The sequence below is a fragment of the Comamonas sp. 17RB genome (genome assembly GCF_030056555.1).
GTDB lineage: Bacteria > Pseudomonadota > Gammaproteobacteria > Burkholderiales > Burkholderiaceae_C > Comamonas > Comamonas terrigena.
This window is the reverse complement of record NZ_JASHHY010000006.1, coordinates 73,212-99,481: the sequence shown is the minus strand read 5'-3', so window position 1 is coordinate 99,481 and position 26,270 is coordinate 73,212. Positions and strand designations below refer to the sequence as shown.

Below are 26,270 nucleotides of genomic sequence, written 5' to 3'. Positions count from 1 at the left end.
TATCGAATATCTGGCTTTCACTTTTCGATACCCTATCCAGAGGCCTGCAGTCTTACAGTGCGTCGGCCTACAGCGACTTACCACCCCATGAAAAAACTGCCGGATCTGGAAGCCTGGGCCATCTTTGCCAAAGTGGCTGAAACAGGTTCATTCGCGCGCACGGCACAAGAGCTGTCGCTGTCGCAGGCCACGGTGTCCAAAGCCATCTCCCGGCTGGAGAGCCGCCTCAAGACCATGCTGCTGCACCGCACCTCGCGGCGTGTGGCGCTGACCGATGCCGGCCAGGCCGCACTGGAGCGCGCCACCCGCATCCTGCAGGAAGGTGAATCGGTGGAAACCGAAGTCATGGACCATGCCACCAGCCTGCGCGGGCAGGTGCGCGTGGCGGCGCCCATGACCTTCGGCATCTCGCGGCTGGCGCCCCTGCTGCCGGGCTTCATGCTGCAGCATCCGGAAGTGGATCTGCAGGTCCACTTCAGCGATGCCCAGGTGGACCTGATTGCCGAGCGCTTTGACCTGGCGCTGCGCATTGCCAACCTGGAAGATTCCAGCCTGCTGGCCCGCCAGCTGTGCCGGGTGCGGCTGCCGCTGGTCGGTGCACCGGCGTACTTTCGGCGCCATGGCCATCCCCGGCATCCCAGCGACCTGCGGCAGCACCGCGCCCTGCACTACGGCCACACGCCCCATGGTGCCCCCTGGCACTTCCGGCATGCGCAGCAGGGCGAATTCACCCAGGTCGTGCATGCCCAGTTGCACGCCAACAATGCCGAGGCGCTGACCCCCGCCCTGCTGGCAGGCATGGGACTGGCATTGCAGCCGGCATTTCTGGTCTGGCCGCTGCTGCAGTCAGGCCAGCTGCAGGTGGCGATGGAAGACTGGCAGGCCGACCCGATCGCGCTGCACATCCTCACGCCACCGGGACGCATCCGCCCGGCGCGGGTGCAGGCGTTCATCGACTATGTCGCAACCTGCCTGCCGAACGAGCCCTGGGCGGAGCGGCAATAGGCCGCAGCCCTTGCGGTGGCGGGAAGGCACGGCCTGACCGCGTCCGCAAGGGGCGGCGACCTGGCCGGGCTTTCAGGCTTTTTCGATCTTCAACGCGGCTTCGTCCAGGATCGCGGCGATGGCCGCCACCTGGGCGTCAGTCAACGGCGCGGCCGGCACGCCGGGCTGGCCGTGGGTCTTCAGGCGCAGCGCCGTCTTGAAGTTTTCCATGGCACGCACCAGGCCGGCCGGGCGCTGGCGGGCTTCGCGGTCCTTGCCGTGGGCCAGGCGGGCCAGCAGCTGCTGCAACGCGCCATCCTGCTCCTGCAGCGCGGCCTGGCCTTCGGGTGTGATGGCGTAGCGCTTGCGGCCGCCTTCCACTTCGGTGGCGGTCGCATGGCCCATGTCGACCAGATAGCTCAGGGTGGGGTAGATGGTGCCGGGGCTGGGTTGGTAGTCGCCGCCGACCAGTTCGCCAATGGCGCGGATCACGTCATAGCCGTGGCTGGGTTGCTGGGCGATCAGGTGCAGGGCAATGAGCTTGAGACCGCCGGCCTCGAACATGCGCTCGCGGCGGTGGCGTTCCGCGCCCGGGCCATGCTGAGGGCCGCCATGGCCGTGGCCATGTTCGCGGCCGTGGCCTCGGCTGCCTTCGCCGCCGTCATGGTGCATGCCGCGCGGGCTGTGGAAAGCGTGGTGGGGATGGTGATGGGGATGCATGGTGAATTCCTTGGTTTAGATGTATCTAAGATATATCTTAAAAAGATAGATTTCAAGGCCCTCCATACCGTTCACAGCGCAATTCACACAACTTTACGTCACACCCCTCGGCCCTCTGCCGCAGCCGGCACCAAGCAGAACTTCCGCGGTTTGGGCCAGTTCTAGTTGGCGGGATCAATGCAGGCTGCTATCGAAATCAAGGCATCAGACGTGAAAAAGCCCGCAGCGGCGAACCGGTGCGGGCTTTCAGTATTGGACGATGACTCTTACGCGATCACCGTTTTACGGCAGAACGTCTCTGCAGCTGTCACTTGTATTTTTCTCGTCGGGTGCCCGACGTGCTGGCGTGAGATCAGCATTGTTTGCGCAAACAACGGAGCGAATTATAACCATGTTGCATATTTCATGCAAGTCATACCTGCTTTTCTGTCTATGCAGCCGCTCCGCTGTTGCGCGCCAGGGCCTCAGGCCTCGGCCTTGAAGCCCGTGCTGCGCACCACGGGGCCCCATTTATCGAGGTCCCCTTTGAGCAACTGGGCAAATTCGGCCTGGGTGCCGGTGGTCACGCCAAACGCCATTTCGGCCAGCGCCTTTTGCACGGCCGGCTGGGCAAAGGCGCGGTTGGCGGCATCGTGCAGGCGGGCCGCCACCTCGGGCTTGGTGCCCTTGGGGGCCAGCAGACCGATCCATTCCTGGCTGGTCAGCTCCTTCATGCCCAGTTCGGCAAATGTCGGCACCTTGGGCAACTGGGCAATGCGCTGCGGGCTGGAGACCGCCAGCACGCGCAGCTTGGGGCTGGCGGCATGGGGCACGGCCTCGCTGACCACATTGAAGCTGGACGTCAGCTGGCCGCCCATGACGTCCTGCAGCGCCAGCGAACCGCCCTTATAAGGCACATGCAGATAGTCCACTCCCGCGCTGGCGGCAAACATGGCGCCCAGAAAGTGCGGCGTGGTACCGGCGCCGGGCGATCCGTAGCTGGCCTGCTGCGGATGGGCCTTGAGCCACTGGCCAAATTCCTTGAGCGTGGTGACCGAGGCTGGCACCCCGGGACCGATGTTCACGCTGTAGGGCACAGCGCAGAGGTTGGCCACCGGCACCAGGTCGCGCAGCGGCTGGTAGCTGAGCTTATCGTAGACATGGGGGTAGATGGTGAGGATGGAGCCAGGCGTGACCAGCAGGGTCAGGCCATCGGGCTTGGCATTCTTGGCCACATCCACCGCAATGCGCCCGCCGGCACCAGGGCGGTTGTCCACCACCACGGTGGCGCCCAGTTCGGCCTGGAGATTCTGCGCCAGCTGGCGGGCCACAAAATCGGCCGCACCACCGGCGGCAAAGCCCACCACCAAGCGCACCACATTGGACTGGGACCAGACCGTGGGTGCCAGCGGCAAGGCGGCTGGCAATGCCGCAGCGGCCAGGAATTGGCGACGAGAAACCATGTTGAATATCCCTTGGAGTTTTGAATGGCGAGGCCTTCCAGGGAATATTCAAATTATTCAGATTTCAATAAATCAAATAGCACCCAGCGCAGGCAGGTGGCTGATTTTGCTGAACAAATTACCTGCTTCATTCTCCACCATGGAAAATGCGCATAGGTATTTATCAGATTGAATTAATAATGGTTTTATGGTAGCCTATATAATCGTGCAGACTGTTTTTCAAATATGCACAAAACCTGCGCGCAAGCGGCTCTTTGTGACAGAACCCTGCGGTCTGCGCAGGCCGGCCTGACCCGTTCCCTGCCCCATTTCCGGGCAAACCCGTGCATCCCGCTCGGCCGCCCGTCCGTCTGCCCCATCCCGGGGCCGTGCATGCCTTCCGCCCTCGTCCCGGCAGCCTGCACCGGCAGTGCCGTGCGCAATACCGCAGCGCCCCACGCGTGGAGACGGCCTGGGCCATACTCGGCCGCCACAGCGCATGGGCGCTTCAGCAAAGGAAACTGCGTGCAATCAGCAAGCGGCGAGTGGTTTGACGAGGCGTACTACCAGCGCTTTTACTTCGACAAGAAAACCAGCGTGATCGATCCCGAGCACGCGCGGCGGCTGGGGGCGTTTGTCTGCTCGTACTTGGCGTATCTGCGCGTACCCGTGCACCGCGTGCTGGATGTGGGCTGCGGCATCGGCCTGTGGCGGGATGCGGTGCAGCAGCATTTCCCCGGCGCCAGCTACCAGGGCGTGGAGTTCAGCAGCTATCTGTGCGAACGCTATGGCTGGGCCCAGGGCTCGGTGGTGGACTGGCAACCGGCCGACGGCCAGCCGTTTGATCTGGTGATCTGTCAGGGCGTGCTGCCCTATCTGAGCCCGGCCGACCTCAAGAAGGCCCTGGCCAATCTGGGCCGTCTCACGCGCGGGGGCCTGTACATCGAGGCCGTGGCGCGCGAAGACTATGAGCGCGACATCATCGACGAAGAGCTGACCGACCCCCGCCTGTACCGCCACCGCGCCGAACTGTACCGCCGTGGCCTGCAGCCTTTTTGCAAGGAACTGGGCGGCGGCGTGTGGCTGAGCCGCCAGGCCGAACTGCCGCTGTTCGAGCTGGAATGCCTGGGCGGCTGAACGCTCCATTCCTTGCTCTCCCAGGCATGCACGGCCCCCCCCCCCCGCGGTGGTGGCCTCTGCACTGCCCCATGCCCATGCGCGCCGGTGCGGCCCGCTTTGCGCGGACAATCGCGAGCGTGCCGTTTTCCTCTGATCCGTCCTCTTGCATGGCGTCCCCGCACGCCAGCCCCTCCGCCACCACCCCGCCGCAGGTGGCGCCCCATGCGGTCGCCCGCCTGCGCGACGCCCGACTGGCGCGCAGCACCCGGCCATTTCTGGCCCGGGGCGGCCCCAAGGGCGAACGCTGCGAAGGCTGCCGCCTGCGGCCCAGCCACTGCATCTGTGCGCTGCGCCCCGACCTGCCCACCCACGCCGGCTTTTGTCTGCTGATGCACGACGCCGAACCGCTCAAGCCCAGTAACACCGGTTGGCTGATCGCCGATGTGGTGCAGTCCACCTGGGCCTTCGGCTGGGCGCGCACCGCCATCGATCCGGCCCTGGAGGCGCTGCTGGCCGATCCGCAGTGGCAGCCCTATGTGGTCTTCCCCAGCGAATATGTGCAGCCGCCCGAACGCGCCGTGCAGACACTGCCCCCCGCGCCATCGGCTCCGGTTTCCGGCCACGACGGCGAAGCCGCCAGTGCGGCTGCAGCAAAAAGGCCGCTGTTCATCCTGCTGGACGCCACTTGGCCCGAAGCGCGCAAGATGTTCCGCAAAAGTCCCTATCTGGATCGCTTTCCGGTACTGGGGCTGCAGCCCGAGCAGATCAGCCGCTACCGCCTGCGCCGCTCCCAACGCGACGACCATTTCTGCACCAGCGAAGTGGCCGCCCTGTGCCTGGAGCTGAGCGGCCACCCGCTCGACCAGCGCGCCGGCCAGGCTCTGGAAGCGTATCTGGAGGTCTACACCCACCACTACCTGCAGGCCAAACACCAGTTGCCGGCCGATCTGCACAGCCCGGCGCACCAGCAGCTGCAGCAGGCCGCGGCACGGCAGCCCGGCTGACGAACCACGGCTGCGGGGCATCCGCGGGCCGCACACGCTGCTGCGGCGCCCGCCATCCATAGATGTGTAATTTCCCGGCAGCGTCGGCACCCACACCCGCAGCGACGGCGCGGCCGGGGGCATAAGCATTCCACTGCAAGGTATGAAGCATCTGGAAGAATAGACGCCCTCCCCCCAACTTCCTTTGAGAGGCGCTGCCGCGGTAGCGCCTCCTTTTTTTGCCATGCGTTCTGTGTTTGCCGGGTCTGTCGCCCTGCTGGCCCTGTCGGCCAGTGCCTTGTCTGTCCATGCCGCGCCGTCGGCCACCTTGCAGAAATGGCGCGACGGCGGCACCGTGGTGGTGGGCGTGCGCGAAAGCGCCTCTCCCATGGTCTACACCCTGGACGCCAACGAAACCTTCACCGGCTACCACCTGGAGCTGTGCCAGAAGGTGATCCACGCCATTGCGCCCAAGGCCCGGCTGAAGTACATGGTGCTGACAGCCCAGAACACCATGCCGTTGATCGACAACGGCACGGCCGACTTCAACTGCGCCAGCATGACCAACACCCTGCGCCGCCAGGAGCAGGTGGCCTTCGGTCTGACCACCTATGTGAGCGAGGTGCGCATGGCGGTACCTGCCCATTCGCCCATCACCAGCTTTCAGCAACTGAATGGCAAGAAAGTGGTTGCCACCACCGGCACCACGGCCGTGCAGATTCTGCGCAAGTACGCCGATGCACACAGCATCCAGTTCGACACCCGCATGGGCAAGGACCATTTTGAAAGCATGCTGCAGCTCGAAGCCGGCCGCGTCGATGCCTTTGTACTGGACGACAACCTGCTGGCAGGCGTGATCGCCCAGTCCAAGAACCCGCAGGGCTGGAAGATTGTGGGCGAGGTGATTGGCGCCGAGCCGATTGCCATCCAGTTCACCCGGCGTGACCCGGAAGTGAAGAAAGCCGTGGATGCGGCCTTGCGCCAGATGATGAAGAGCGGCGAGATCCACCAGCTCTATGCCAAATGGTTCACCCAGCCGATTCCACCCAAGAACGTGAACCTGAACCTGCCCATGGGCGAGACCCTCAAGCGCATGCTGGCCCAGCCCGACGACACGCCGCTGGAACAGCTGCAGCTGCCGCTGGCACACTGACAGCGCCCTTGTTCCCGGGCTCGATGGCACGAACCTTTGGAACGGCAGGCCATCCTCCGGGTACCGACGCAGTGCCCGGATCTGGGACCCATGCGGGGACCAGGCGGCCGAGCGATCTCTTTCGCCATAGCCACTTGCAAGCACATCTTGCGGGAATGTCTCGTTTGTCACATTGCGTACAGTCCAGCGACATTGCCCGGGTGCTGCCGCTAGAATGCGCCCACCCCTGCGGGCTGTGCCGGATACCGGACAGCGGAACTTCAGGGCTGCGCATGCACTCAGTCTGCATGCCGTGAAAGCCTCCTGGCGCGCTCCGCCCAGGCCCCGCTTTTGCTGTGGGACGTCCATCCGCTGCCACTGCGCAGGGAGACGGACAGGTCCAGATTGTCTGCCCCTGGGTACGGAACATGCTGCACCAGGACTCCCACACCTTGTTTGAGGCGCCGCGTCCCTGGCGCCACGCTGCAGTCCATGGCGCGCATTGCGCAGGATTGCACTTTGTCTGTTTGCACACCGGGCACGCTGCCCGATCCGAGGAGGTGCCGCGTTTTGCCCCAGAACCCCTTGAAGCTGGCCTACAACCCCGCACTGGATGGACTGCGTGCGGTCGCCATCCTGCTGGTCATCCTCTCCCACGCCCATGCGCCCATGTTCGACGGCGCATTCTTTGGCGTGGACCTATTCTTCGTGCTCAGCGGCTATCTGATCACCTCGCTGCTGCTCAAGGAAATACAGGCCACAGGCCGCGTCGACTTCTGGGAGTTCTACCGTCGGCGCTTTTACCGGCTGATGCCGCCGCTGGCCGTGTTTCTGGCCGCCTACGCGCTGCTGGCGCCCCTGGTCTGGCCCGATCTGGAGGATGTGTACAGCGATGCCCTGGTGTCGCTGCTGTACCTGGCCGATTACGGCATTGCCTTCTTCGACAGCCCGGACACGCTGCTGCACATGTGGTCGCTGTCGGTGGAAGAACATTTCTACCTGGTCTGGCCCATTGCCCTGCTGTGGCTGGCCCGCCGCAGCAGCCCGGGCACGCTGTGGCGTGCGATTGCGGCCCTGTTCGTGCTGGGCTGGGCCTGGCGCGTGCTGTGGGTGATGCTGGGTCAGGAGTTCTATGCGGTGTTCTTCCGCTTTGACACCCGCACCACGGGCCTGCTGCTGGGCAGCTTGCTGGCGGCCCTGGTGCTGGACCGCCACCCGCTGCTGGAGCGCCTGCAGCAGCACTTGCCGCGCCTGATGTGGATTCCGCTGGCCGTGCCGCTGCTGATGGCTATGGAATGGGGCGACATGGGCCCCATGGTGTGGGGACTGACGGTGGTGGAAATGGCCGCTCTGGTGGTGCTGTTGGCCGTGCTGCCCGGCCAGGGACTGGTCTATGAGATGCTGTCTGCCCCCTGGCTGGTCTACATCGGCAAGCTGTCCTACGGCATCTACCTGTGGCACTACCCCGTGGTGCGCTGGCTGCGTGCGGAATTCGCCTGGCCGGTCACCGTGCTGCTGGGTTTTGTCATCTCCACCGCCCTGGCCGCCCTGTCGTTCTACACCATCGAACGCTGGGCACTGCGCCGCCGCGATGCCATCCCCCAGAGCCGCCCACAGACGGCTGCCGACACGGGCAAGGTGGAGGCAGCCAACATGGAAACCGCTCCACGCGGCCGCTGACCGCGCTGCTTCACCGGCCAGGAACCGGGAAGCACGGGAAGCCGATAACACAAAGGCAGTCTTTCTTGCGAAAGCTGCCTTTTTTCATGGGGCGTTGACCCGCTTGCGCCGGCCCTGGGGCGGATGCTGCCCCCACATGGGAGACGGGCCTTCAGCCCTGGCTACCGGGCAAAGACGGCGCCGCAGCAAGGTCATGTCCCCTGCCCGCCTGTGCACCGTGGTGCACGCGCGGACACCGGGCACGCAGCGCCAGCGCTGCAGGCGCTGCACCATCTCACGCAGGCGCAGTACCGCTGGTACAGCCCTTGAGCATGGTGTAGAGCCTTTCCTTGATCAGCAGCTTTTCCTTTTTGAGCTTTTCAATCTGGGTGTGCAGACTGGGCGTACGCCGGTCTTCCAGATTCTTGATCTCATGGTCCAGCGCATTGTGCTGTTCGAAGAGGCGGCTGAAATGGCGGTCGTTGGCGCGCATGTCCGCAATCTGTTCGCGAAACTCAGGAAACATCATCACTCCTTTGCTTGGGTCGGCGAGAGGGGGGTGGTGTGCAGGCCCGGGTGCATTCCAAGGACAGACTGACCTGGGCTGCCGTTTCATCTTACCCAGCAATGGCCGCCATGGCAGCCCATTCCCGAGGTGCGGACGGGGTGGTTGATACAACACAAAACACTTTCAAATCATCCACTTGCACCGACTGCAGATGACCCAACCGCTATCCGTGTGCACGTCCGTCCCCGGAGCACACCCTGGGCGGAATTCCCCGCAGTACACCACCAGCCAGATGCCGCAGGCGTGGCACCGCGCGCCAGGCAGCGCAGCGCGGGCATGCACCCGACTGCGGCACCATGGCCTTGCGAGGACTTGTGAGAGCGGGCGATGCCGGGCCGTGCTCAGAAGCCCGCGCCGGGCTGGGCCAGGTAGACCTTTTCCTCGGCCGTGCTCGCCCGTCCCAGAATGGGATTGCGGTGGGGGAAACGGCCAAAGCGCTCGATGACGTCGCGGTGGCGGTGGGCGTAATCGGCGGTGACGGCAAAGAAATCGCGCGTGTCGGGCCCCGCCTCCTGCGCCAGCTGCTCAAAGGCCACCACGCTGTGCTGCTGCATGGCCAGGTCTTCGGCATGCTCCAGCGGCAGGTAGAAAAAGATGCGTGCCACCGGCGGAATGCGGTCGTCGGTGTCATGGCCCTGGGCAATGCCCTCCAGCGCCAGCTGCAATGCCAATGGGTCGCCGGCAAAGCTCTTGGGCGTGCCACGGTGGGCGTTGCGCATGAACTGGTCCAGCACAATGATCACCGCCAGCCGCCCCAGCGGGGTGGCGGCATCGCCGTTCAGGCGGCCGCTCAGGGCTTCCTGCATCACGGCGCCAAAGCGGTGGCGGATTTCCTCGTCCACGGCTTCATCCTTGCTGAACCACAGCTGCTTGCGCGCCAGTGCCGTGGCGTCGGTGGGCTGCTCGGCGCCCAACCAGTACTCCAGCACCTGTGCCAGCCGGGGGTCCAGCGGCGGATTGCCCGCATGCAGGGTGAAAGCCATGTCTATATCCTTTCTTCGGTATCGGTGAGCATGCCGCCGGTCTGTGCGGCCGCACACCATGGTAGTACGTCCGCAATAGCGCCACGGCATGCCGCACTACGGCACTGCACCAACGGCCTGGCCCGGATCGGTCTCCCGCCCATTGCACAATGGGCACCATGCAAGCCGCTCTCCCCATCCCGTCCAGCTGGCTCCACGACGCCATCGCCCGCATCGAGGCCGACTACCAGCGCAGTGCCGACACCCACCTGATCCCGCTGAACCTGCCCGGCTTTGCCCGCTGCGGCATCGACCTGTATCTGAAGGACGAATCCACCCACCCCACCGGCAGCCTCAAACACCGGCTGGCGCGCTCGCTGTTTCTGTATGCGCTGTGCAATGGCTGGATACGCGAGGGCGCGACGATTGTGGAAGCCTCCAGCGGCTCCACCGCCGTCAGCGAGGCCTACTTTGCCCGGCTGCTGGATCTGCCGTTTGTGGCGGTCATGCCGCGCAGCACCTCGGCCGAGAAGGTGGCGCAGATCGAATTCCACGGCGGGCGCTGCCATTTCGTGGACAGCGCGGCCGAGGTCTATGACGCAGCCCGCAGCATCGCGCACGACACCGGCGGCCACTACATGGACCAGTTCACCTATGCCGAGCGGGCCACCGACTGGCGCGGCAACAACAATATCGCGCAAAGCATGTTCAGCCAGATGCAGCGCGAACGCCACCCGGTGCCGCGCTGGATTGTGGTGGGCGCCGGCACCGGCGGCACCAGTGCCACCATCGGCCGCTGGGTGCGCTACCAGAGCCTCTCCACCCAGGTCTGTGTGGCCGACCCCGAAGGCAGCGTGTTTTCCGCCTACCACCGTACCGGGGATGCCACGCTCACCGCCTGCGGATCGCGCATCGAAGGCATCGGCCGCCCGCGTGTGGAGCCCAGCTTCATTCCCTCGCTGGTGGACCGCATGGAAGAAGTGGACAACCTGGCATCCATCGCCGCCATGCAGTTGCTGGGCCAGCTGCTGGGGCGGCGCGTGGGCCCGTCCACCGGCACCAATCTGGTGGCCATGCTGCGCCTGGCCTGTGAAATGCGCGACCGCGGTGAACAGGGCTCCATCCTGTCGCTGCTGTGCGATGCCGGTGAACGCTATCTGTGCACCTACCACGATGCGCAGTGGGTGCAACAGCAACTGGGCGATGTGGCCCCGGCACTGGCCCGGCTGCAGCAATTGCTGGACCGCCAGGGCCAGGTGCAGCGCTGGGTATGAGCGTACGGCCCCCTCTTGCGCCGAACGCGCCGTCCCTGCCCCGCCGCCATGCACTGCGCACCTTGGGTGCACTGGGGTTGCTGGGAGGCGCCGGCGCACTGCTGCCCCTGGCCAGCGCCTGGGCCCTGCCGGCCAGGACACTGGCTTTTCCGCGCGACTTTGGCAGCCACCCCGATCTGGGCACCGAGTGGTGGTACATCACCGGCCATGTGCAGGCCGGCGGGCGGCCCTGGGGTTTTCAGCTGACGTTCTTCCGCAGCCGGGTGGACGCGGCACAGGGCCTGCGTTCCGCCTTTGCCGCCCAGCAGTTGCTGTTCGCCCATGTGGCGCTGTGTGATGTGCAGGGCCAGGTGCTGCTGCACGACCAGCGCATGGCGCGCGCCGGCTTTGGCCTGGCCGAGGCGGCGCTGGAGGACACGGCCGTGCACATCCAGGACTGGCGCCTGGCCCGCCAGCCTGTCCCCGGCCAGAGCGCTGCCCAGGCCAGCCGCTACAGCGCGAAGCTGCAGGCCGCCGACTTTGCGCTGGAGCTGGAGCTGGCCACCACCCAGCCGGTGCTGCTGCAGGGCCGGGGCGGCCTGTCCCGCAAAGGCCCTCTGCCGGAGCAGGCCAGCTACTACTACAGCCAGCCCCAGCTGGCCGTGACCGGCCACATCACCGTGCGCGGCCAGAAGCTGGCCATCGACCCCGTGGCCGCCAACGCCACCGCGGCACTGCACAACCGTGCCTGGCTGGACCACGAATGCAGCACGGCGCTGATGCACCCCGAGGCCGAAGGCTGGGACTGGATCGGCATGAACCTGACCGATGGCAGCGCCCTCACCGCCTTTCACCTGCGCCGGCGCGATGGCTCGGCCCTGTGGGGCGGCGGCTCGCTGCGCACATCTGGTGCCAGTCCGCAGGTGTTTGCCGACCAGGAGGTGCAGTTCACCCCGCTGGCCTGGTGGACCAGCCCGGCCAGCCAGGCCCGCTACCCCGTGCGCTGGCGCGTGGACACGCCCGGCCGGCGCTATGTGGTGCGCGCCCAGGTGGCCGCCCAGGAACTGGACAGCCGCGCCACCACCGGCGCCGTGTACTGGGAGGGGCTGAGCGATCTGCTGCAGCTGCCCCCCGGGGGCGATGCGCTGGACGACCAGCTGCCGCTGGTGGGGCGGGGCTACCTGGAAATGACGGGCTATGCCAGCCGGCTGAAGATGTAGGGGTCTGGGCCGGTTGTACGCTGAACGGAGGCGGTAGCCGCCCTCTCCGCGCGGGCATGCACGGCCCCCCCTGCTCCTTCGCCTCCTGCCCCTGGGAGCCGAAACACTTTCCCCCCCCAAAAAACAAACGCCACGCACCCAGGTGCGTGGCGTGGTCCGTGCAAGGCCCGCAGGCCTTTCAGCAGGGTCTCCTCAGCCCCTCACGCTGTCCCGTTCTTGCGGCGGGTCAGCCAGGCAATGATTTCGCCCATGATGCCGCGGCGGAAAGCCAGCACGCAGATCACAAAAATCAGGCCGGTGACGATGGTCACCGATTCACCCAAGGTGGAGAACCACTCCACGCCGGTGAGCTTGGCCAGGAAGCTGCCGAAGTCGCCGATCTTGTTTTCCAGCGCCACCACCACGGCCGAGCCGACGATAGGGCCGGACAGCGTGCCCAAACCGCCCATCAGCGTCATCAGGATCACGTGGCCGGAGGTCGTCCAGTGCGCGTCCGACAAGGTGGCAAAACCCAGCACCACGGTCTTGAGCGCACCGGCCAGGCCGGTCAGCGCGGCCGACAGCACAAACGCCAGCAGCTTGAAGCGGTGGACGTCATAGCCCAGCGAGATGGCGCGCGGTTCGTTCTCCTTGATGGCCTTGAGCACCTGGCCGAACGGCGAATGCACGGTGCGCACGATCAGCAGGAAAGCCAGTGCCACGATCACCAGGGCCACGTAGTACATGGTCAGGTCGCTGGACAGGTCGATCACGCCGAACATCTTGCCGCGCGGCACGCCTTGCAGGCCGTCTTCCCCACCCGTGAACTTGGCTTGCAGGAAGACGAAGAACAGCATCTGCGCCAGCGCCAGCGTGATCATGGAGAAATAGATGCCCTGGCGGCGAATGGCCAGCCAGCCGGCCACCAGACCGATGAAGGCCCCGGCCAACGTGCCCAGGATCAGGCCCAGCTCGGGCGTAAACGCCCAGGCCTTGATGGAATAGCCGGCCACGTAGGCCGCACCGCCCAGAAAGGCCGCGTGGCCGAAGGACAGCAGGCCGGTGTAGCCCAGCAGCAGGTTGAAGGCCGAGGCGAACAGTGCGAAGCACATCAGCTTCATCACGAACACCGGGTAGGCCCCGAAGAAGGGGGCCACGATCAGGCCCAGCAGCAGCAGGCCGTAGCCGGTAAAAGCGAGTTTCTTGGAGTTCATGTGGCTGGCCCCTGCTTACTTTTCTTTGCCGAACAGGCCGGCGGGGCGGATCAGGAGAACGATGACCATGATGAAGAACACCACGGTGGAGGAAGCTTCGGGCCAGAAGACCTTGGTCAGGCCTTCGATCACGCCCAAACCCAGACCGGTGAGAATGGAGCCCATGATGGAGCCCATGCCGCCAATCACCACCACAGCGAACACCACGATGATGAGGTTCTGCCCCATCAGCGGCGTGACCTGGTAGACCGGTGCAGCCAGCACGCCGGCAAAGGCGGCCAGGCCCACGCCGAAGGCGTAGGTCAGCGTGATCATCACCGGCACGTTGACGCCGAAGGCTTCCACCAGGCGCGGGTTTTCGGTACCGGCACGCAGGTAGGCGCCGATGCGGGTCTTTTCAATCACATACCAGGTGGCGACGCACACCACCAGCGAGGCCACCACCACCCAGGCGCGGTAGTTGGGCAGCATCATGAAGCCCAGGTCGGTGGCACCGGTCAGGGCCTCAGGGGTGTCGTAGCCCAGGCCCGAGACGCCGTAGACGGAGCGGAACACGCCTTCGATCAGCAACGACAGCCCCAGCGTCAGCAGCAGGCCATAGAGGTGATCAAGCTTGTAGATCCAGCGCAGCAGGAACCGCTCAATGAACACACCGAACAGCCCGACGATGAACGGGGCCGCAATCAGCATGACCCAGTAGTTGATCTCGAAATAGTTCATGGCCATCCAGGTGACCATCGCCCCGAGCATGAACAACGCGCCGTGCGCAAAGTTGATCACGTTGAGCAGACCGAAGATCACGGCCAGGCCCAAGCTCAGGATCGCGTAAAACGAGCCGTTGACGAGCCCCAGCAACAGCTGGCTCATCAGGCCCGGCAATGACACACCGAAGATTTCCATGGGAAACGACACAAAAGGGAAAAGAGGGGGGATGCCCTGGTGGCGCCGGCCCCGCGCCCGCAGGGCACAGGACCGGACCGCAGCCTGGGTGCCTAGGCACTCAGGCGCGGCGGCTGCGGCTTATTTCCAGAGCGCACATTTGGTTTCGGCCTTGGTGGTCCACACCTGGTCGGCCGGCAGGGTCTGCAGCACCTTCAGGTAGTCCCAGGGCTTGGTGGAGTCCTTGGGCGCCTTCACTTCCACCAGGTACATGTTGTGGGCATAGGTACCGTCAGGACGGATGCGGCCCTTGGCGTAGAAGTCGTTCAGCTCCGTGCTCTTCAGGTAGGCCATGACCTTTTCCGGGTCGGTGGTCTTCACGGCCTGCACGGCCTTGAGGTAGTTCATCACCGCCGAGTAGTCGGCCGCCTGCACATCGGTGGGCATGCGCTTGGTCTTGGCCATGAACTTGCTGGCGAAAGCACGCGAGGCATCGTTCATATCCCAGTACCAGCTGGTGGTGTGCAGCAGGCCTTCGGTGTTCTTCAGGCCCAGCGAGTGGATATCGGTCAGGAACACCAGCAGACCGGCGGTCTTCATGGTCTTGTTGATGCCGAACTCGCGCGCCGCCTTGATGGCGTTGATGGTGTCCCCGCCGGCATTGGCCAGGCCCAGGATCTGGGCCTTGGAGTTCTGCGCCTGCAGCAGGAAGCTGGAGAAGTCCGAGGCGTTCAGCGGGTGCTTGACCGAGCCCAGCACCTTACCGCCCTTGGCCTGCACCACCTTGGTGGTGTCGGCTTCCAGCGCCTGCCCGAAGGCATAGTCCGCCGTCAGGAAGAACCAGTCCTTGCCGCCCCGCTCCACCACCGCCGCACCGGTGCCCTTGGCCAGGGCCACGGTGTCGTAGGCGTAGTGGATGGTGTAGGGATTGCACTGCTCGTTGGTCAGGGCCGAGGAGCCCGCGCCGTTGTTGATGTGCACGCGCTTCTTCTCGTTGGCCACCTGCGCCACCGCCAGGGCCGTGCCCGAGTTGGTGCCGCTCATGATCAGCGTGATGCCTTGCGTGTCCACCCACTCGCGCACCTTGGAGGCGGCGATGTCGGCCTTGTTCTGGTGGTCGGCGCTCATCAGCTCGATGGGCTGACCCAGCACCTTGCCGCCAAAGTCGTCGATGGCCATCTGCATGGCCAGCGCGCCGTTCTTGCCTTCCACGTCCGCGTACAGGCTGGACATGTCGGTCACGAAACCGATCTTGACCTTCTCCTGCGCGGCCGCGCCCACTGCCACACCTGCGGCGCACAGCGCCAATGCCAACTTACCGAGCTTGTGCTTCATCGCCTGTCTCCTCATAGGGGTCTACCGATCGAACACTGCGCCCGCTGCCGGACCGTCCTTCAGACGGCCCGGCGCGTGGGCCTTACTTCCAGAGAGCGCACTTGCTGTCTGCCTTGGTGGTCCACACCTGGTCGGCCGACAGCTTGGTGACCACCTTGTAGTAGTCCCAGGCTTCCTTGGATTCCTTGGGCGACTTGACCTGCATCAGGTACATGTCGTGGGCATAGCGGCCATCGGGACGGATCACGCCCTGGCCGTAGAAGTCCTTCAGCGGCGTGCTCTTGAGCGTGGCCATGACCTTGTCGGCATCGGTGGTGCCGGACTTTTCCAGGGCCTTAAGGTAGTTGGTGACGGCCGAGTAGTTGGCAGCCTGCACATCGGTGGGCATGCGCTTAGTCTTGGCCATGAACTTCTTGCCGAAGGCACGGGTTTCGTCGTTCAGGTTCCAGTCCCAGCTGGTGGTCAGCAGCAGGCCTTCGGTGTTCTTCAGACCCAGGCTGTGGATGTCGGTCAGGAACACCAGCAGGCCGGCCATCTTCATGGTCTTGTTGATGCCGAACTCGCGCGCCGCCTTGATGGCGTTGATGGTGTCACCGCCGGCGTTGGCCAGGCCCAGGATCTGGGCCTTGGAGTTCTGTGCCTGCAGCAGGAAGCTGGAGAAGTCCGAGGCGTTCAGCGGGTGGCGCACCTGGCCCAGCACCTGGCCGCCCTTGGCCTTGACCACGGCAGCGGTGTCGGCTTCCAGCGAGTGACCGAAGGCATAGTCCGCCGTCAGGAAGAACCAGCTCTTGCCGCCGTTTTCCACCACGGCTGCGCCCGTACCCTTGGCCAGGGCCACGGTGTCGTAGGCGTAGTGCACGGTGTAGGGGGTGCACTGCTCGTTGGTCAGGGCCGAGGCACCGGCGCCGTTGTTGATGTAGACGCGCTTCTTCTCGTTGGCCACCTTGGCCAGGGCCAGGGCCACGCCGGAATTGGTGCCGCCCAGCAGCATCGTCAGGTTCTGGGTGTCGATCCATTCGCGCGCCTTGGTGGCGGCAATGTCGGGCTTGTGCTGGTGATCCTGGGTCAGCAGCTCGATGGGCTTGCCCAGCACTTTGCCGCCAAAGTCATCGATCGCCATCTGGATGGCGATGGCACCGTTCTTGCCGTCCACGTCCGCGTAGTTGCTGGACATGTCGGTGATGAAGCCGATCTTCACCTTCTCTTGCGCCTGGGCGTTCACACCCAGCAGGCCTGCAGCGGCCAGACCCAGAGCGAGGGCTTTCATCGAAAAATTCTGCATGGTCTACGGTCTCCTTGTATTTATGCTGATTTCAGGCTGCTCGGCACGCTTCACGCGCTTAGCAGCTCTCTTTTTTACCTAGCCTCTTGCGGTGCAAGAAACACTCATACGCCCAGCAGCTCATTGAGCACGGACATCTTTTCCTGCAGTTGCGCAGATTCGAAACGTTCGACGATGGAGCCATGCTCCATCACATAGAAGCGGTCGGCCAGCGGTGCGGCAAAGCGGAAGTTCTGCTCCACCATCACCACCGTGTAGCCCTTGCTGCGCAGCATGGTGATCATGCGGGCCAATGCCTGCACGATCACGGGCGCCAGCCCTTCCGAGATTTCATCGAGCAGCAGCAGCCGTGCACCGGTGCGCAGAATGCGGGCCACGGCCAGCATCTGCTGCTCGCCCCCCGACAGGCGCGTGCCCTGGCTGTGGCGGCGCTCGGCGAGGTTGGGGAACATCTCGTAGATTTCCTCCACGCTCATGCCTTTTTCGCCGGTCTTCAGCGGTGGCGGCAGCATCAGGTTCTCTTCGCACGACAGGCTGGAGAAGATGCCGCGCTCTTCGGGGCAGTAACCCACGCCCAGGTGGGCAATCTTGTGGGTCGGCAGGTGGATGGTTTCCTGGCCGTTGATCTTGATCGAGCCTTTGCGGCTGCCCGTCAGCCCCATCACGGCACGCATGGTGGAGGTGCGACCCGCGCCATTGCGGCCCAGCAGCGTCACCACTTCACCCGGCTGGACCACGATGTCCACACCGTGCAGCACATGGGATTCGCCGTACCAGGCTTCCAGGCCGCGGATCTCCAGCGCCGGAGTTGTTGTGTTGTTCTTCATTGCGTATCTCTTCAAAGCACCGCGCACCGGGCGCGGCGTGCACAACCGGCACGCGCCAGTTGCGTGGCGTCGAGCAAGGCCCCTTCTGCCGCGCAGCGGCAGCCCCCTTGGGGAGAAGGCGCGAAGCGGCGCAGCAGGGCAGCCATCAGTGCGCGCCCTGCAATTGGCCGTCGGTGGTGCCCATATAGGCTTCCATCACCTGCGGATTCTTCGAGACTTCTTCATACGGACCTTCGGCCAACACCGCACCGCGCTGCAGCACGGTGATGCGGTCGGCGATGGAGGAGATCACCTTCATGTTGTGCTCCACCATCAGGATGGTGCGGCCGGCCGAGACCTTCTTGATCAGCTGGGTGACGCGGTCCACGTCTTCGTGGCCCATGCCCTGGGTGGGCTCGTCCAGCAGCATCAGCTCGGGCTCCATGGCCAGGGTGGTGGCGATTTCCAGCGCGCGCTTGCGGCCGTAGGGCAGGTTCACCGTCACCTCATCGGCCAGGTCTTCCAGGCCCACTTCGGTGAGCAGCTCCATGGCACGGGTGTTGAGCTTGTCCAGCGACTTCTCGCTGCGCCAGAAATGGAACTCGGTGCCCAGCTGGCGTTGCAGGCCGATGCGCACGTTCTCCATCAGCGTCAGGTGCGGGAACACCGCCGAGATCTGGAACGAGCGGATCACGCCACGGCGTGCGATCTGCGCCGGCGCCTCGCCGGTGATGTCCACGCCGTTGAACTTGATGGTGCCCGAGGTGGGCACCAGAAACTTGGTCAGCAGGTTGAAACACGTGGTTTTGCCTGCCCCGTTGGGCCCGATCAGGGCATGAATGCTGCCGCGCTGAACGTCCAGATTGACGTTGCTCACGGCAGTGAAACCCTTGAACTCCTTGGTCAGGTTCCGGGTTTCGAGAATGACATCGCTCATCGCTGCAGTCCCACTTCAAGGTTGGGATAGTGCTACTTGTGGCTTGTCTCCAGGCCGCACCATCCATGTTCTTATGTTGCAGCGCATCCTACGTAGGCCCCTCTGTCACCGCACTGGGGCTAATGCGTAAGACTTACAACCTAAGCACAAACCCTAGACAGCCAACGAATCCAAAATTCTCTGCAAATACAAGGTGTTAGAAGAATTTTCAAGCACCGACGGGACAACCAGCTCTGTCGCCCAGCCACAAGTTCGGCAGCTTTTTGTCAGTTAGCGCAGCCCGGCGCAGCTTTCCTGCGCGCTGCGGGCATAAAAAAACGCTCCACCCAGGGAGCGTTTTGCACAGTGGAACCCGCAATGCGGACTGCAGGCCCTATTGCAAGGTCTCTTTGGACGTATCCGGCACGGCCAGCGGCAGCACGCCGATGCCCTCTTCCAGCAGTTCCAGCGCCTCACGCGGTGTGGCCTGGCCGCGGATGCCGCGCTCCTCCACCTCGCCCCGGTGGATGCGCCGCGCCTCGTCGGCGAATTGGGCACCCACATCCTCGGTCTGCTGCACGATGCGGCGGCTCATCTGCAGCCAGGCCGCCTGCACGGCCCGCAGGCGGTCTTCCGGGACAGGAGGGGTGGATGACGCCGCAGCAGCCGGCGCTGCCGGTACCCCTGGCGTGCTGGGGGCGGTGGCTGCGCCCAGGTTCAGGCGCGCGGCGCTGAGGCCTTTGTGGATGCGGACACTGCTGCACACGGGGCAGGCAATCAGATCACGGGCCAGCTGGCTTTGGAAATCGTCTTCCGAGCCGAACCAGCCTTCGAACAGATGCCCTTGCTCGCAGCGCAGATCCAAGACCTTCATGTCGCCCTCCTCAGCACACGCAGGCCGACTCAGGCCTGGGTGCGGCGGCGTTGTCCCAGATAGCGGTAGACAAAGCCTGGAAATGCCAGCGTCAGGAACAGCGCGCCGGTTACGGCATAGAACTCCCAGCCCTGCGGGTAGATCTGGCCGGCGCGCTTTTCCAGCGCCAGTGCCAGGCCACCGACCAGCAGGTACAGCAGGAACAGTTCCAGCAGTCGCCCCCAGAAGGGCTTGGCGTGGCCACGGGCCACGGGGCCGGCCAGCAGCCAGCGCTCATTCAGAAAAGGCAAATTGGCTGCCACAAGGGCAGCCAATATCACGAGCCAGATAGAAGCAGTTTGGGTCACGCTTCGATTTTAAAGCCTCATGACGCCAGGGCGCGCACTATCGCATCAGCGCACAGGGACATCAGTGCGCTGGGGAAGATGCCCAGCAGCAGCACCAGGGCGCCATTGACGGTCAGCACGGCACGCACGTCGAACGGAGCGGACACGCTGGTCGCCGTCAGCGGCTTGTCGAAGTACATGACCTTGACGACGCGCAGGTAGTAGAAGGCGCCGATCAGCGACATCACCACCGCGAACACGGCCAGACCGATGTACAGCGCCTGGCCGGAAGCCACCAGGGCCTGCAGCACGGCCAGCTTGGCGTAGAAGCCCACCAGCGGAGGGATACCGGCCATGGAGAACAGGCAGGCGGCCATCACGCCGGCATACAGCGGGCTGCGCTGGTTCAGGCCGGCCAGGTCGGAGATCTCTTCGCTTTCGAAGCCTTCACGCGACAGCAGCAGGATCACGCCGAACGCAGCCAGGGTGGTCAGCACATAGGTCACCACATAGAACATGGCGGAGCTGTAGGCGCTTTCCACGTTGGCAGGGTTCACGTTGCCGTTGACCACGCCGGACAGCAGGCCCAGCAGCACAAAACCCATTTGCGCAATGGTCGAGTAGGCCAGCATGCGCTTGAGGTTGGTCTGCATGATGGCAGCCAGGTTACCCACCAGCAGCGAAGCAATCGCCAGCACGGCCAGCATCTGCTGCCAGTCGATGGCCAGCGGCAGCAGGCCGTCCACCAGCAGGCGCATCACCATGGCGAAAGCGGCCAGCTTGGGCGCGCCACCGATCATGGCGGTGATGGCGGTGGGAGCGCCCTGGTACACGTCAGGCACCCACATGTGGAAAGGCACGGCACCCAGCTTGAAGGCCAGGCCAGCCACGATGAACACCAGACCGAAGACCAGCACCTGGTGCTTGATCTGGCCGGAGTTGATGGCCTTGAAGACTTCACCGATGTCCAGCGAACCGGTGGCACCGTAGAGCATGGACATGCCGTACAGCAGGAAACCGGAAGCCATGGCACCCAGCACGAAGTACTTCATCGCCGCTTCGGTGGAAGTGGCATGGTCGCGGCGCAGCGCCACCAGCGCGTAGCTGGAGAGCGTCAGACATTCCAGGCCGAGGTAAATCAGCAGGAAGTTGTTGCCGGAAATCATGATGAACATGCCCAGCAGCGCGAACATGGACAGCGTGAAGAACTCGCCGCCTTGCAGCATGCCCCGGTCGCCCGCGTAGGGACGGCCGTAGACCAGGGTCACCATCATGGCGACAGTGGCGAAGCACTTGAGCCAGTTGCCCATGGCGTCGGAGACCACCATGTTGCCCCAGCCGTAGAAGGTATTGCCGCTGGAGGCATACATGGCCTGCATGACGGCGACCACGGCCAGCGTCAGCAAGGTCAGCACATAGGTCGCTGTGCGGCGTGGGCTTTTGACGCCCAGATCTACCAGGGCGATCACGCATCCCATGACAAGGAGCACGATCTCGGGGTAGATCGAAAGCCAGCTGATGTTGTCAATCATCTCGAATCTCTCAGTTCTGTCCTGTCAGGGGAGCTTGCTCTGTGCCACGTGCTGCAGCAGCTGCGCCACGGACACATCCATCACGTCCGTGAAGGGCTTGGGATAGATACCCATGTACAGCACGGCGACGGCCAGCACACCCAGCACCAGGAATTCGCGGCAGTTGATGTCCTGCAGCTCCTTCACATGGTCGTTGGCCACAGGGCCCAGGTAGACGCGCTTGTACATCCACAGGGTGTAGGCCGCGCCAAACATCAGTGCCGTGGCAGCGCCCATGCCCACCCAGAAGTTGAACTTCACGGCAGCCAGGATCACCATCCACTCACCCACGAAACCGGCCGTGGCAGGCAGGCCGCAGTTGGCCATGGCAAACAGCAGGGCAAACGCTGCGAACTTGGGCATGGTGTTGACCACACCGCCGTACGCGGCGATTTCACGGGAGTGCACGCGGTCGTACAGCACGCCGATGCACAGGAACATGGCACCCGACACAAAGCCGTGGGCAATCATCTGCACGATACCGCCGGCCACGCCCAGGTCGTTGAAGATGAAGAAGCCCAGGGTCACGAAACCCATGTGGGCCACGGACGAGTAAGCCACCAGCTTCTTCATGTCCTTCTGGACCAGCGCCACCATGCCCACGTAGATCACGGCCACCAGGGACAGCGTGATCATCAGCCAGGCCCATTCACGGGCGGCATCCGGAGCGATGGGCAGCGAGAAGCGCAGGAAACCATAGGCACCCAGCTTCAGCATGATGGCCGCCAGCACGGCGGAACCGCCGGTAGGCGCTTCCACGTGCACGTCGGGCAGCCAGGTGTGCACCGGCCACATCGGCACCTTCACGGCAAACGCAGCGAAGAAGGCAAAGAAGATCAGCGTCTGGGCCGTGCTGCCCAGCGGCAGCTGGTGCCAAGTCTGGATGTCAAAGCTGCCACCCGACTTGTTGTACAGGTAGATCAGCGCTACCAGGGTGAGCAGCGAGCCCATCAGGGTGTACAGGAAGAACTTGAACGCGGCGTAGATCTTGTTCGGACCACCCCAGATACCGATGATCAGGTACATCGGAATCAGCGTGGCTTCGAAGAACACGTAGAACAGCAGGCCGTCCAGTGCGCAGAACACACCGACCATCAGACCCGACAGGATCAGGAACGCGCCCATGTACTGGTTCACGCGCTCGGTGATGTTCTCCCAGGAAGCGATCACCACGATCACCGTGATGAAGGCCGTCAGCGGCACGAACCAGAACGACAGACCGTCCAGGCCCAGGTGGTAGTGGATATTGAAACGTTCAATCCACAGCGACTTTTCCACGAACTGCATGTTGGCAGTTGTCGTGTCAAAGCCGGACAGCAGCGGCAAGGTCACCAGCAGGCCGGCGATGGCCCCGATCAGGGCCAGCCAGCGCACGGCGCGGACCTGGCTTTCACGTCCCAGTGCCAGCAGCACGACACCAAAAAGAATCGGTGTCCAAATGGCAAGACTCAACAATCCCATTTTTCTACTTCCTTACTTGTTGAGCCACACGAAATAAGTCATGAGCAGGAAGATGCCCAGGATCATGACCAATGCATAGTGGTAGATATAGCCCGACTGGAACCAGCGGACCACCGAAGCGATCTTGCCCACCAGCTTCCAGGAACCGTTGACGACAACACCGTCGATCAAGGTTTGGTCACCCACCTTCCACAGACCGGTACCCAGGCAACGCGAGCCGCGTGCAAAGATGTTTTCGTAGACCCAGTCCACACCGTACTTGCCTTCCAGCACCTGGTACAGGCCGATCTTTTGCGAGAACGACTTGATGGCCGTGGGGATGGCAGGCATGACCATGTAGAACACATAGGACACCACCACACCGGCCAGAGCCAGCCAGAACGGCGCAGTCTGGAAGCCGTGCAGTGCCATGGGCAGCCAGCCGTGGATGTCCGCGGCCAGTTCGGCCATGGCGTGGTGCTTGGTGCCGTCGACGTAGATCACGCCCTTGAAGAAGTCACCAAACAGCATGGGCATCAGTGCCATGGCACCGATCACCACCGACGGGATGGCCAGCAGGACCAGAGGACCGGTCACCACCCAGGGCGACTCGTGCGGCTTGGCATCGTGGCCATGGCCGTGGTGGTCGTCGTGGTGGTCATCATGGGCATGGTGGTCGTCATGGTGTGCATCGGGGTTCTGGTCGTAGCGCTCCTTGCCGTGAAACACGATGAAGTACAGACGGAACGAATAGAAAGCCGTGATGAACACGCCGGCCAGCACCGCAAAGGTGGCGAAGCCAGCCGCGGGCAGATGCGAAGCGTGTACCGCTTCGATGATGGCGTCCTTGGAGTAGAAACCCGAGAAGAACGGCGTACCGATCAGCGCCAGGTTGCCCAGCAGGAAGGTGATCCAGGTGATGGGCATGTACTTGCGCACGCCACCCATCCAGCGGATGTCCTGATTGTGGTGCATGCCCATGATGACAGAGCCGGCACCCAGGAACAGCAGCGCCTTGAAGAACGCGTGCGTCATCAGGTGGAACGTGGCCACCGAGTAGGCCGACACGCCCAGGGCGATGGTCATGTAACCCAGCTGCGACAGCGTGGAGTACGCAATCACGCGCTTGATGTCGTTCTGGATGATGCCCAGGATACCCATGAACAGGGCCGTGATGGAGCCGATCACCAGGATGAAGTTCAGCGCGGTGTCCGACAGCTCATACAGCGGCGACATGCGCGAGACCATGAAGATACCGGCGGTCACCATGGTGGCCGCATGGATCAGCGCGGAGATGGGGGTAGGACCTTCCATCGAATCCGGCAGCCAGGCATGCAGCGGGAACTGGGCCGATTTGCCCATCGCACCGATAAACAGGCAGATGGCCGTCACGGTCACCAGCAGCCAGGCCGTGCCAGGCAGCAGCGTGTTCTGGATCTCGGGCAGCTTGGCGAAGATTTCCGAGTAGTTGAACGTGCCGGTGTAGGCAGCGATCAGGCCGATGCCCAGGATGAAGCCGAAGTCACCGACGCGGTTGACCAGGAAGGCCTTCATGTTCGCAAAGATGGCCGATTCCTTCTTGAAGTAGAAACCGATCAGCAGATACGACACCAGACCCACGGCTTCCCAGCCGAAGAACAGCTGCAGCAGGTTGTTGCTCATCACGAGCATCAACATGGAGAAGGTGAACAGCGAGATGTAGGAGAAGAAACGGTTGTAGCCGTCATCTTCTTCCATGTAGCCGATGGTGTAGATGTGCACCATCAGCGACACAAAGGTCACCACGCACATCATCATGGCCGTCAGGCTGTCGATCAGGAAGCCGATTTCCATCTTCAGGCTGCCCACCGTCATCCATTCGTAAATGGCCTGGTTGAAGGTGGCGCCGTCGAAAACGACCGACTGGAACGTCATCGCGGAAAGCACGAATGCCACCAGCACACCCAAGATGGTGAGCGAACGGCTGGCACCGCGTCCGAACTTGTTGCCGCCAAAGGCTGTACCAAAGATACCGGCCAATGCGGAGCCCGCCAGCGGTGCCAAAGGCACCGCCAGGAGCATGGATGCAGAGAGGGTTTGACTCATTCTTCTGGACCTTGCTAAGACCGGCGACTCAACCCTTCAGGGTGTTGAGATCTTCCGCATTGATGCTGGACTTGTTGCGGAACAGCAGCACCAGGATGGCGAGGCCGATGGCCGATTCGGCTGCAGCCACAGTCAGGATGAAGAACACGAACACCTGGCCGTGCATGTCACCCAGATAGTGGGAGAAGGCCACGAAGTTCATGTTCACCGACAGCAGCATCAGCTCGATGGCCATCAGCAGCACGATCAGGTTCTTGCGGTTCAGAAAGATCCCGACAACCGACAGCGCGAACAGCATCGCGCCCAAGGTCAGGAAATGTCCCAGTGTGAGCGTCATGCCTTCTTCTCCTCCACAACGGTTTCCTCCACAGGAGCCACAGGCGCCTGGGTGCTGGGCATCTTGACGATGGACAGACGGTCCTGGGCACGCACTCGCACCTGGTCGGAAACGCTGATTGCCTTGTTATCTTTGCGCTTGCGCAGCGTCAGTGCAATGGCCGTGATCATGGCCACCAGCAGGATGACTGCCGCGATTTCAATCGGGTACAGGTACTCGGTGTACAGCAGCTTGCCCAGCGCCTGGGTGTTGGAATAGGGAATGACCTGACCGGCAGCATTCACCAGATCGGCCACGGGCTTGGGTTCATCCATGCCGCTGAAGCCGCCCATCACCACCAGTGCCATTTCGAACGTGATGATCGCGCCGATCACGGCGGCCAGCGGGAAATGCCGCCAGAAGCCACGTCGTACGTCGTCGATGCGGATGTCCAGCATCATCACCACAAACAGGAACAGCACCAGCACCGCGCCCAGGTACACCAGCACCAGCGCGATAGCCAGGAATTCAGCCTTCAGCAGCAGCCAGATGGCGGAAGCCTGCGAGAAAGCCAGAATCAGATTGAGCACGGCGTGCACGGGGTTGCGCGCCGTAACCACTCGGAAGGCTGCAAACAGCAGCACTGCCGAGAAGAGATAGAAAAAACCAGTCTTGGCGTCCATGGATCGAATCTTCTTGGTTGATCAGGAGCCGCTTCAGCGGTACTTGGCATCGGCTGCCTTGGCAGCGGCGATGTCGGCTTCATAGCGGTCACCCACGGCCAGCAACATGTCCTTGGTGAAGTACAGGTCGCCACGCTTTTCGCCGTGGTATTCAAAGATCTGCGTTTCGACGATCGAGTCGACCGGGCAGCTCTCTTCGCAGAAACCGCAGAAGATGCACTTGGTCAGATCGATGTCGTAACGCGTGGTGCGACGCGAACCATCGTCACGCACATCCGATTCGATGGTGATGGCCATGGCCGGGCACACGGCTTCGCACAGCTTGCAGGCAATGCAGCGCTCTTCGCCGTTTTCATAACGGCGCAGGGCGTGCAGGCCACGGAAGCGTGGCGACAGCGGCGTCTTTTCCTCGGGGAACTGAATGGTCACGCGGCGCGAAAATGCGTAGCGGCCCGTCAGAACCATGCCCTTGGCCAGTTCCCAGAGCATGAAGCTCTTGAGAAAGTCCTTCAAGGAGAATGGGGTTGCAGCAACAGCAGACAT

At 63.5% G+C, this 26,270-nt stretch carries 26 protein-coding genes; 8 read left to right on the top strand and 18 right to left on the bottom strand.

Going from position 1 to position 26,270, the window contains the following annotated elements:
* The first annotated feature begins 87 nt into the window (after positions 1–87).
* Positions 88–1,005, top strand: a complete 918-nt coding sequence (locus QM470_RS12115) for a LysR family transcriptional regulator (protein ID WP_283339449.1) — start codon at positions 88–90, stop codon at positions 1,003–1,005.
* Positions 1,006–1,077: 72 nt separating this feature from the next.
* Here the strand turns inward: QM470_RS12115 and QM470_RS12110 are convergent, their stop codons facing one another.
* Together QM470_RS12110 and QM470_RS12105 are read right to left on the bottom strand one after the other, a co-directional pair.
* Complete coding sequence (locus QM470_RS12110; protein WP_283339448.1) at positions 1,078–1,704, bottom strand: PadR family transcriptional regulator; 627 nt, start codon at positions 1,702–1,704, stop codon at positions 1,078–1,080.
* Between the two features lie 464 nt (positions 1,705–2,168).
* Positions 2,169–3,146: a Bug family tripartite tricarboxylate transporter substrate binding protein gene (locus QM470_RS12105; protein WP_283339447.1), complete on the bottom strand. Its 978-nt coding sequence runs from the start codon at positions 3,144–3,146 to the stop codon at positions 2,169–2,171.
* Between QM470_RS12105 and QM470_RS12100 the strand changes: the two genes are divergently transcribed.
* The 5 genes from QM470_RS12100 (at position 3,145) to QM470_RS12080 (ending at position 8,039) form a co-directional block, all read left to right on the top strand.
* A complete protein-coding gene (locus QM470_RS12100) occupies positions 3,145–3,318 on the top strand; it encodes a hypothetical protein (protein ID WP_283339446.1) in 174 nt (57 codons plus the stop codon). The two genes, QM470_RS12105 and QM470_RS12100, sit on opposite strands and share 2 nt — an antisense overlap.
* A 332-nt stretch (positions 3,319–3,650) precedes the next feature.
* Positions 3,651–4,262, top strand: coding sequence for a class I SAM-dependent methyltransferase (locus QM470_RS12095; RefSeq protein ID WP_283339445.1), 612 nt, complete (start codon positions 3,651–3,653; stop codon positions 4,260–4,262).
* Between the two features lie 149 nt (positions 4,263–4,411).
* Positions 4,412–5,248 (top strand): tRNA-uridine aminocarboxypropyltransferase, encoded by an 837-nt coding sequence (locus QM470_RS12090; RefSeq protein ID WP_283339444.1) that lies wholly within the window; start codon positions 4,412–4,414, stop codon positions 5,246–5,248.
* Between the two features lie 223 nt (positions 5,249–5,471).
* Positions 5,472–6,380, top strand: coding sequence for a transporter substrate-binding domain-containing protein (locus QM470_RS12085; protein WP_283339443.1), 909 nt, complete (start codon positions 5,472–5,474; stop codon positions 6,378–6,380).
* Positions 6,381–6,929: 549 nt separating this feature from the next.
* Entirely contained in the window at positions 6,930–8,039 is a 1,110-nt protein-coding gene (locus tag QM470_RS12080; RefSeq protein WP_283339442.1) for an acyltransferase family protein, read from the top strand.
* 274 nt (positions 8,040–8,313) lie between these two features.
* Here QM470_RS12080 and QM470_RS12075 read toward each other — a convergent pair whose 3' ends face one another.
* On the bottom strand, positions 8,314–8,544 hold the full coding sequence (locus QM470_RS12075) for an HP1242/YdcH family protein (RefSeq protein ID WP_283339441.1): 231 nt from the start codon (positions 8,542–8,544) through the stop codon (positions 8,314–8,316).
* A gap of 383 nt (positions 8,545–8,927) precedes the next feature.
* Positions 8,928–9,569, bottom strand: a complete 642-nt coding sequence (locus QM470_RS12070; RefSeq protein ID WP_283339440.1) for a DUF924 family protein — start codon at positions 9,567–9,569, stop codon at positions 8,928–8,930.
* 158 nt (positions 9,570–9,727) lie between these two features.
* Between QM470_RS12070 and QM470_RS12065 the strand changes: the two genes are divergently transcribed.
* Positions 9,728–10,822, top strand: coding sequence for a PLP-dependent cysteine synthase family protein (locus tag QM470_RS12065; protein WP_283339439.1), 1,095 nt, complete (start codon positions 9,728–9,730; stop codon positions 10,820–10,822).
* Positions 10,819–12,021: a lipocalin-like domain-containing protein gene (locus tag QM470_RS12060; protein WP_283339438.1), complete on the top strand. Its 1,203-nt coding sequence runs from the start codon at positions 10,819–10,821 to the stop codon at positions 12,019–12,021. The genes QM470_RS12065 and QM470_RS12060 overlap by 4 nt, the downstream gene beginning before the upstream one ends.
* A gap of 200 nt (positions 12,022–12,221) precedes the next feature.
* Here the strand turns inward: QM470_RS12060 and QM470_RS12055 are convergent, their stop codons facing one another.
* The 14 genes from QM470_RS12055 to nuoI form a co-directional block, all read right to left on the bottom strand.
* Complete coding sequence (locus QM470_RS12055; RefSeq protein WP_280010965.1) at positions 12,222–13,214, bottom strand: branched-chain amino acid ABC transporter permease; 993 nt, start codon at positions 13,212–13,214, stop codon at positions 12,222–12,224.
* A gap of 15 nt (positions 13,215–13,229) precedes the next feature.
* Positions 13,230–14,114, bottom strand: coding sequence for a branched-chain amino acid ABC transporter permease (locus tag QM470_RS12050; RefSeq protein ID WP_066539293.1), 885 nt, complete (start codon positions 14,112–14,114; stop codon positions 13,230–13,232).
* Between the two features lie 120 nt (positions 14,115–14,234).
* Complete coding sequence (locus QM470_RS12045) at positions 14,235–15,428, bottom strand: ABC transporter substrate-binding protein (RefSeq protein ID WP_283339437.1); 1,194 nt, start codon at positions 15,426–15,428, stop codon at positions 14,235–14,237.
* Between the two features lie 82 nt (positions 15,429–15,510).
* The gene (locus tag QM470_RS12040) at positions 15,511–16,710 is read right to left on the bottom strand and encodes an ABC transporter substrate-binding protein (RefSeq protein WP_066539295.1); all 1,200 of its coding nucleotides are present in this window, start codon (positions 16,708–16,710) and stop codon (positions 15,511–15,513) included.
* A gap of 104 nt (positions 16,711–16,814) precedes the next feature.
* On the bottom strand, positions 16,815–17,537 hold the full coding sequence (locus QM470_RS12035; protein WP_283339436.1) for an ABC transporter ATP-binding protein: 723 nt from the start codon (positions 17,535–17,537) through the stop codon (positions 16,815–16,817).
* A gap of 145 nt (positions 17,538–17,682) precedes the next feature.
* Positions 17,683–18,453, bottom strand: a complete 771-nt coding sequence (locus QM470_RS12030; RefSeq protein ID WP_066539296.1) for an ABC transporter ATP-binding protein — start codon at positions 18,451–18,453, stop codon at positions 17,683–17,685.
* 373 nt (positions 18,454–18,826) lie between these two features.
* Positions 18,827–19,306 (bottom strand): DUF1178 family protein, encoded by a 480-nt coding sequence (locus tag QM470_RS12025; RefSeq protein ID WP_283339435.1) that lies wholly within the window; start codon positions 19,304–19,306, stop codon positions 18,827–18,829.
* A gap of 29 nt (positions 19,307–19,335) precedes the next feature.
* Positions 19,336–19,653, bottom strand: coding sequence for a DUF2818 family protein (locus QM470_RS12020; protein ID WP_066539299.1), 318 nt, complete (start codon positions 19,651–19,653; stop codon positions 19,336–19,338).
* Between the two features lie 17 nt (positions 19,654–19,670).
* Positions 19,671–21,164 carry an NADH-quinone oxidoreductase subunit NuoN gene (nuoN, locus tag QM470_RS12015; RefSeq protein ID WP_066539300.1) on the bottom strand — a complete coding sequence of 498 codons (1,494 nt, stop codon included), beginning with the start codon at positions 21,162–21,164 and terminating at the stop codon, positions 19,671–19,673.
* A 24-nt stretch (positions 21,165–21,188) separates the two neighbouring features.
* Complete coding sequence (locus QM470_RS12010) at positions 21,189–22,664, bottom strand: NADH-quinone oxidoreductase subunit M (RefSeq protein WP_066539301.1); 1,476 nt, start codon at positions 22,662–22,664, stop codon at positions 21,189–21,191.
* A gap of 12 nt (positions 22,665–22,676) precedes the next feature.
* Complete coding sequence (nuoL, locus tag QM470_RS12005; protein ID WP_283339434.1) at positions 22,677–24,728, bottom strand: NADH-quinone oxidoreductase subunit L; 2,052 nt, start codon at positions 24,726–24,728, stop codon at positions 22,677–22,679.
* Positions 24,729–24,756: 28 nt separating this feature from the next.
* The gene (gene nuoK, locus QM470_RS12000) at positions 24,757–25,065 is read right to left on the bottom strand and encodes an NADH-quinone oxidoreductase subunit NuoK (protein WP_066539304.1); all 309 of its coding nucleotides are present in this window, start codon (positions 25,063–25,065) and stop codon (positions 24,757–24,759) included.
* Positions 25,062–25,727 (bottom strand): NADH-quinone oxidoreductase subunit J, encoded by a 666-nt coding sequence (locus tag QM470_RS11995; RefSeq protein ID WP_280010959.1) that lies wholly within the window; start codon positions 25,725–25,727, stop codon positions 25,062–25,064. The genes nuoK and QM470_RS11995 overlap by 4 nt, the downstream gene beginning before the upstream one ends.
* A 33-nt stretch (positions 25,728–25,760) precedes the next feature.
* Positions 25,761–26,270 carry an NADH-quinone oxidoreductase subunit NuoI gene (nuoI, locus tag QM470_RS11990; protein WP_066539308.1) on the bottom strand — a complete coding sequence of 170 codons (510 nt, stop codon included), beginning with the start codon at positions 26,268–26,270 and terminating at the stop codon, positions 25,761–25,763.

What these genes read in the sequence shown, in the direction of transcription:
- QM470_RS12115 (WP_283339449.1), top strand. Translation starts at nt 88, where the DNA reads ATGAAAAAACTGCCGGATCTGGAAGCCTGGGCCATCTTTGCCAAAGTG.
- QM470_RS12110 (WP_283339448.1), bottom strand. Translation starts at nt 1,704, where the DNA reads ATGCATCCCCATCACCATCCCCACCACGCTTTCCACAGCCCGCGCGGC.
- QM470_RS12100 (WP_283339446.1), top strand. Translation starts at nt 3,145, where the DNA reads ATGTTGAATATCCCTTGGAGTTTTGAATGGCGAGGCCTTCCAGGGAAT.
- QM470_RS12105 (WP_283339447.1), bottom strand. Translation starts at nt 3,146, where the DNA reads ATGGTTTCTCGTCGCCAATTCCTGGCCGCTGCGGCATTGCCAGCCGCC.
- QM470_RS12090 (WP_283339444.1), top strand. Translation starts at nt 4,412, where the DNA reads ATGGCGTCCCCGCACGCCAGCCCCTCCGCCACCACCCCGCCGCAGGTG.
- QM470_RS12085 (WP_283339443.1), top strand. Translation starts at nt 5,472, where the DNA reads ATGCGTTCTGTGTTTGCCGGGTCTGTCGCCCTGCTGGCCCTGTCGGCC.
- QM470_RS12075 (WP_283339441.1), bottom strand. Translation starts at nt 8,544, where the DNA reads ATGTTTCCTGAGTTTCGCGAACAGATTGCGGACATGCGCGCCAACGAC.
- QM470_RS12070 (WP_283339440.1), bottom strand. Translation starts at nt 9,569, where the DNA reads ATGGCTTTCACCCTGCATGCGGGCAATCCGCCGCTGGACCCCCGGCTG.
- QM470_RS12065 (WP_283339439.1), top strand. Translation starts at nt 9,728, where the DNA reads ATGCAAGCCGCTCTCCCCATCCCGTCCAGCTGGCTCCACGACGCCATC.
- QM470_RS12060 (WP_283339438.1), top strand. Translation starts at nt 10,819, where the DNA reads ATGAGCGTACGGCCCCCTCTTGCGCCGAACGCGCCGTCCCTGCCCCGC.
- QM470_RS12055 (WP_280010965.1), bottom strand. Translation starts at nt 13,214, where the DNA reads ATGAACTCCAAGAAACTCGCTTTTACCGGCTACGGCCTGCTGCTGCTG.
- QM470_RS12050 (WP_066539293.1), bottom strand. Translation starts at nt 14,114, where the DNA reads ATGGAAATCTTCGGTGTGTCATTGCCGGGCCTGATGAGCCAGCTGTTG.
- QM470_RS12045 (WP_283339437.1), bottom strand. Translation starts at nt 15,428, where the DNA reads ATGAAGCACAAGCTCGGTAAGTTGGCATTGGCGCTGTGCGCCGCAGGT.
- QM470_RS12040 (WP_066539295.1), bottom strand. Translation starts at nt 16,710, where the DNA reads ATGCAGAATTTTTCGATGAAAGCCCTCGCTCTGGGTCTGGCCGCTGCA.
- QM470_RS12035 (WP_283339436.1), bottom strand. Translation starts at nt 17,537, where the DNA reads ATGAAGAACAACACAACAACTCCGGCGCTGGAGATCCGCGGCCTGGAA.
- QM470_RS12030 (WP_066539296.1), bottom strand. Translation starts at nt 18,453, where the DNA reads ATGAGCGATGTCATTCTCGAAACCCGGAACCTGACCAAGGAGTTCAAG.
- QM470_RS12025 (WP_283339435.1), bottom strand. Translation starts at nt 19,306, where the DNA reads ATGAAGGTCTTGGATCTGCGCTGCGAGCAAGGGCATCTGTTCGAAGGC.
- nuoN (WP_066539300.1), bottom strand. Translation starts at nt 21,164, where the DNA reads ATGATTGACAACATCAGCTGGCTTTCGATCTACCCCGAGATCGTGCTC.
- QM470_RS12010 (WP_066539301.1), bottom strand. Translation starts at nt 22,664, where the DNA reads ATGGGATTGTTGAGTCTTGCCATTTGGACACCGATTCTTTTTGGTGTC.
- nuoL (WP_283339434.1), bottom strand. Translation starts at nt 24,728, where the DNA reads ATGAGTCAAACCCTCTCTGCATCCATGCTCCTGGCGGTGCCTTTGGCA.
- nuoK (WP_066539304.1), bottom strand. Translation starts at nt 25,065, where the DNA reads ATGACGCTCACACTGGGACATTTCCTGACCTTGGGCGCGATGCTGTTC.
- QM470_RS11995 (WP_280010959.1), bottom strand. Translation starts at nt 25,727, where the DNA reads ATGGACGCCAAGACTGGTTTTTTCTATCTCTTCTCGGCAGTGCTGCTG.
- nuoI (WP_066539308.1), bottom strand. Translation starts at nt 26,270, where the DNA reads ATGTCTGCTGTTGCTGCAACCCCATTCTCCTTGAAGGACTTTCTCAAG.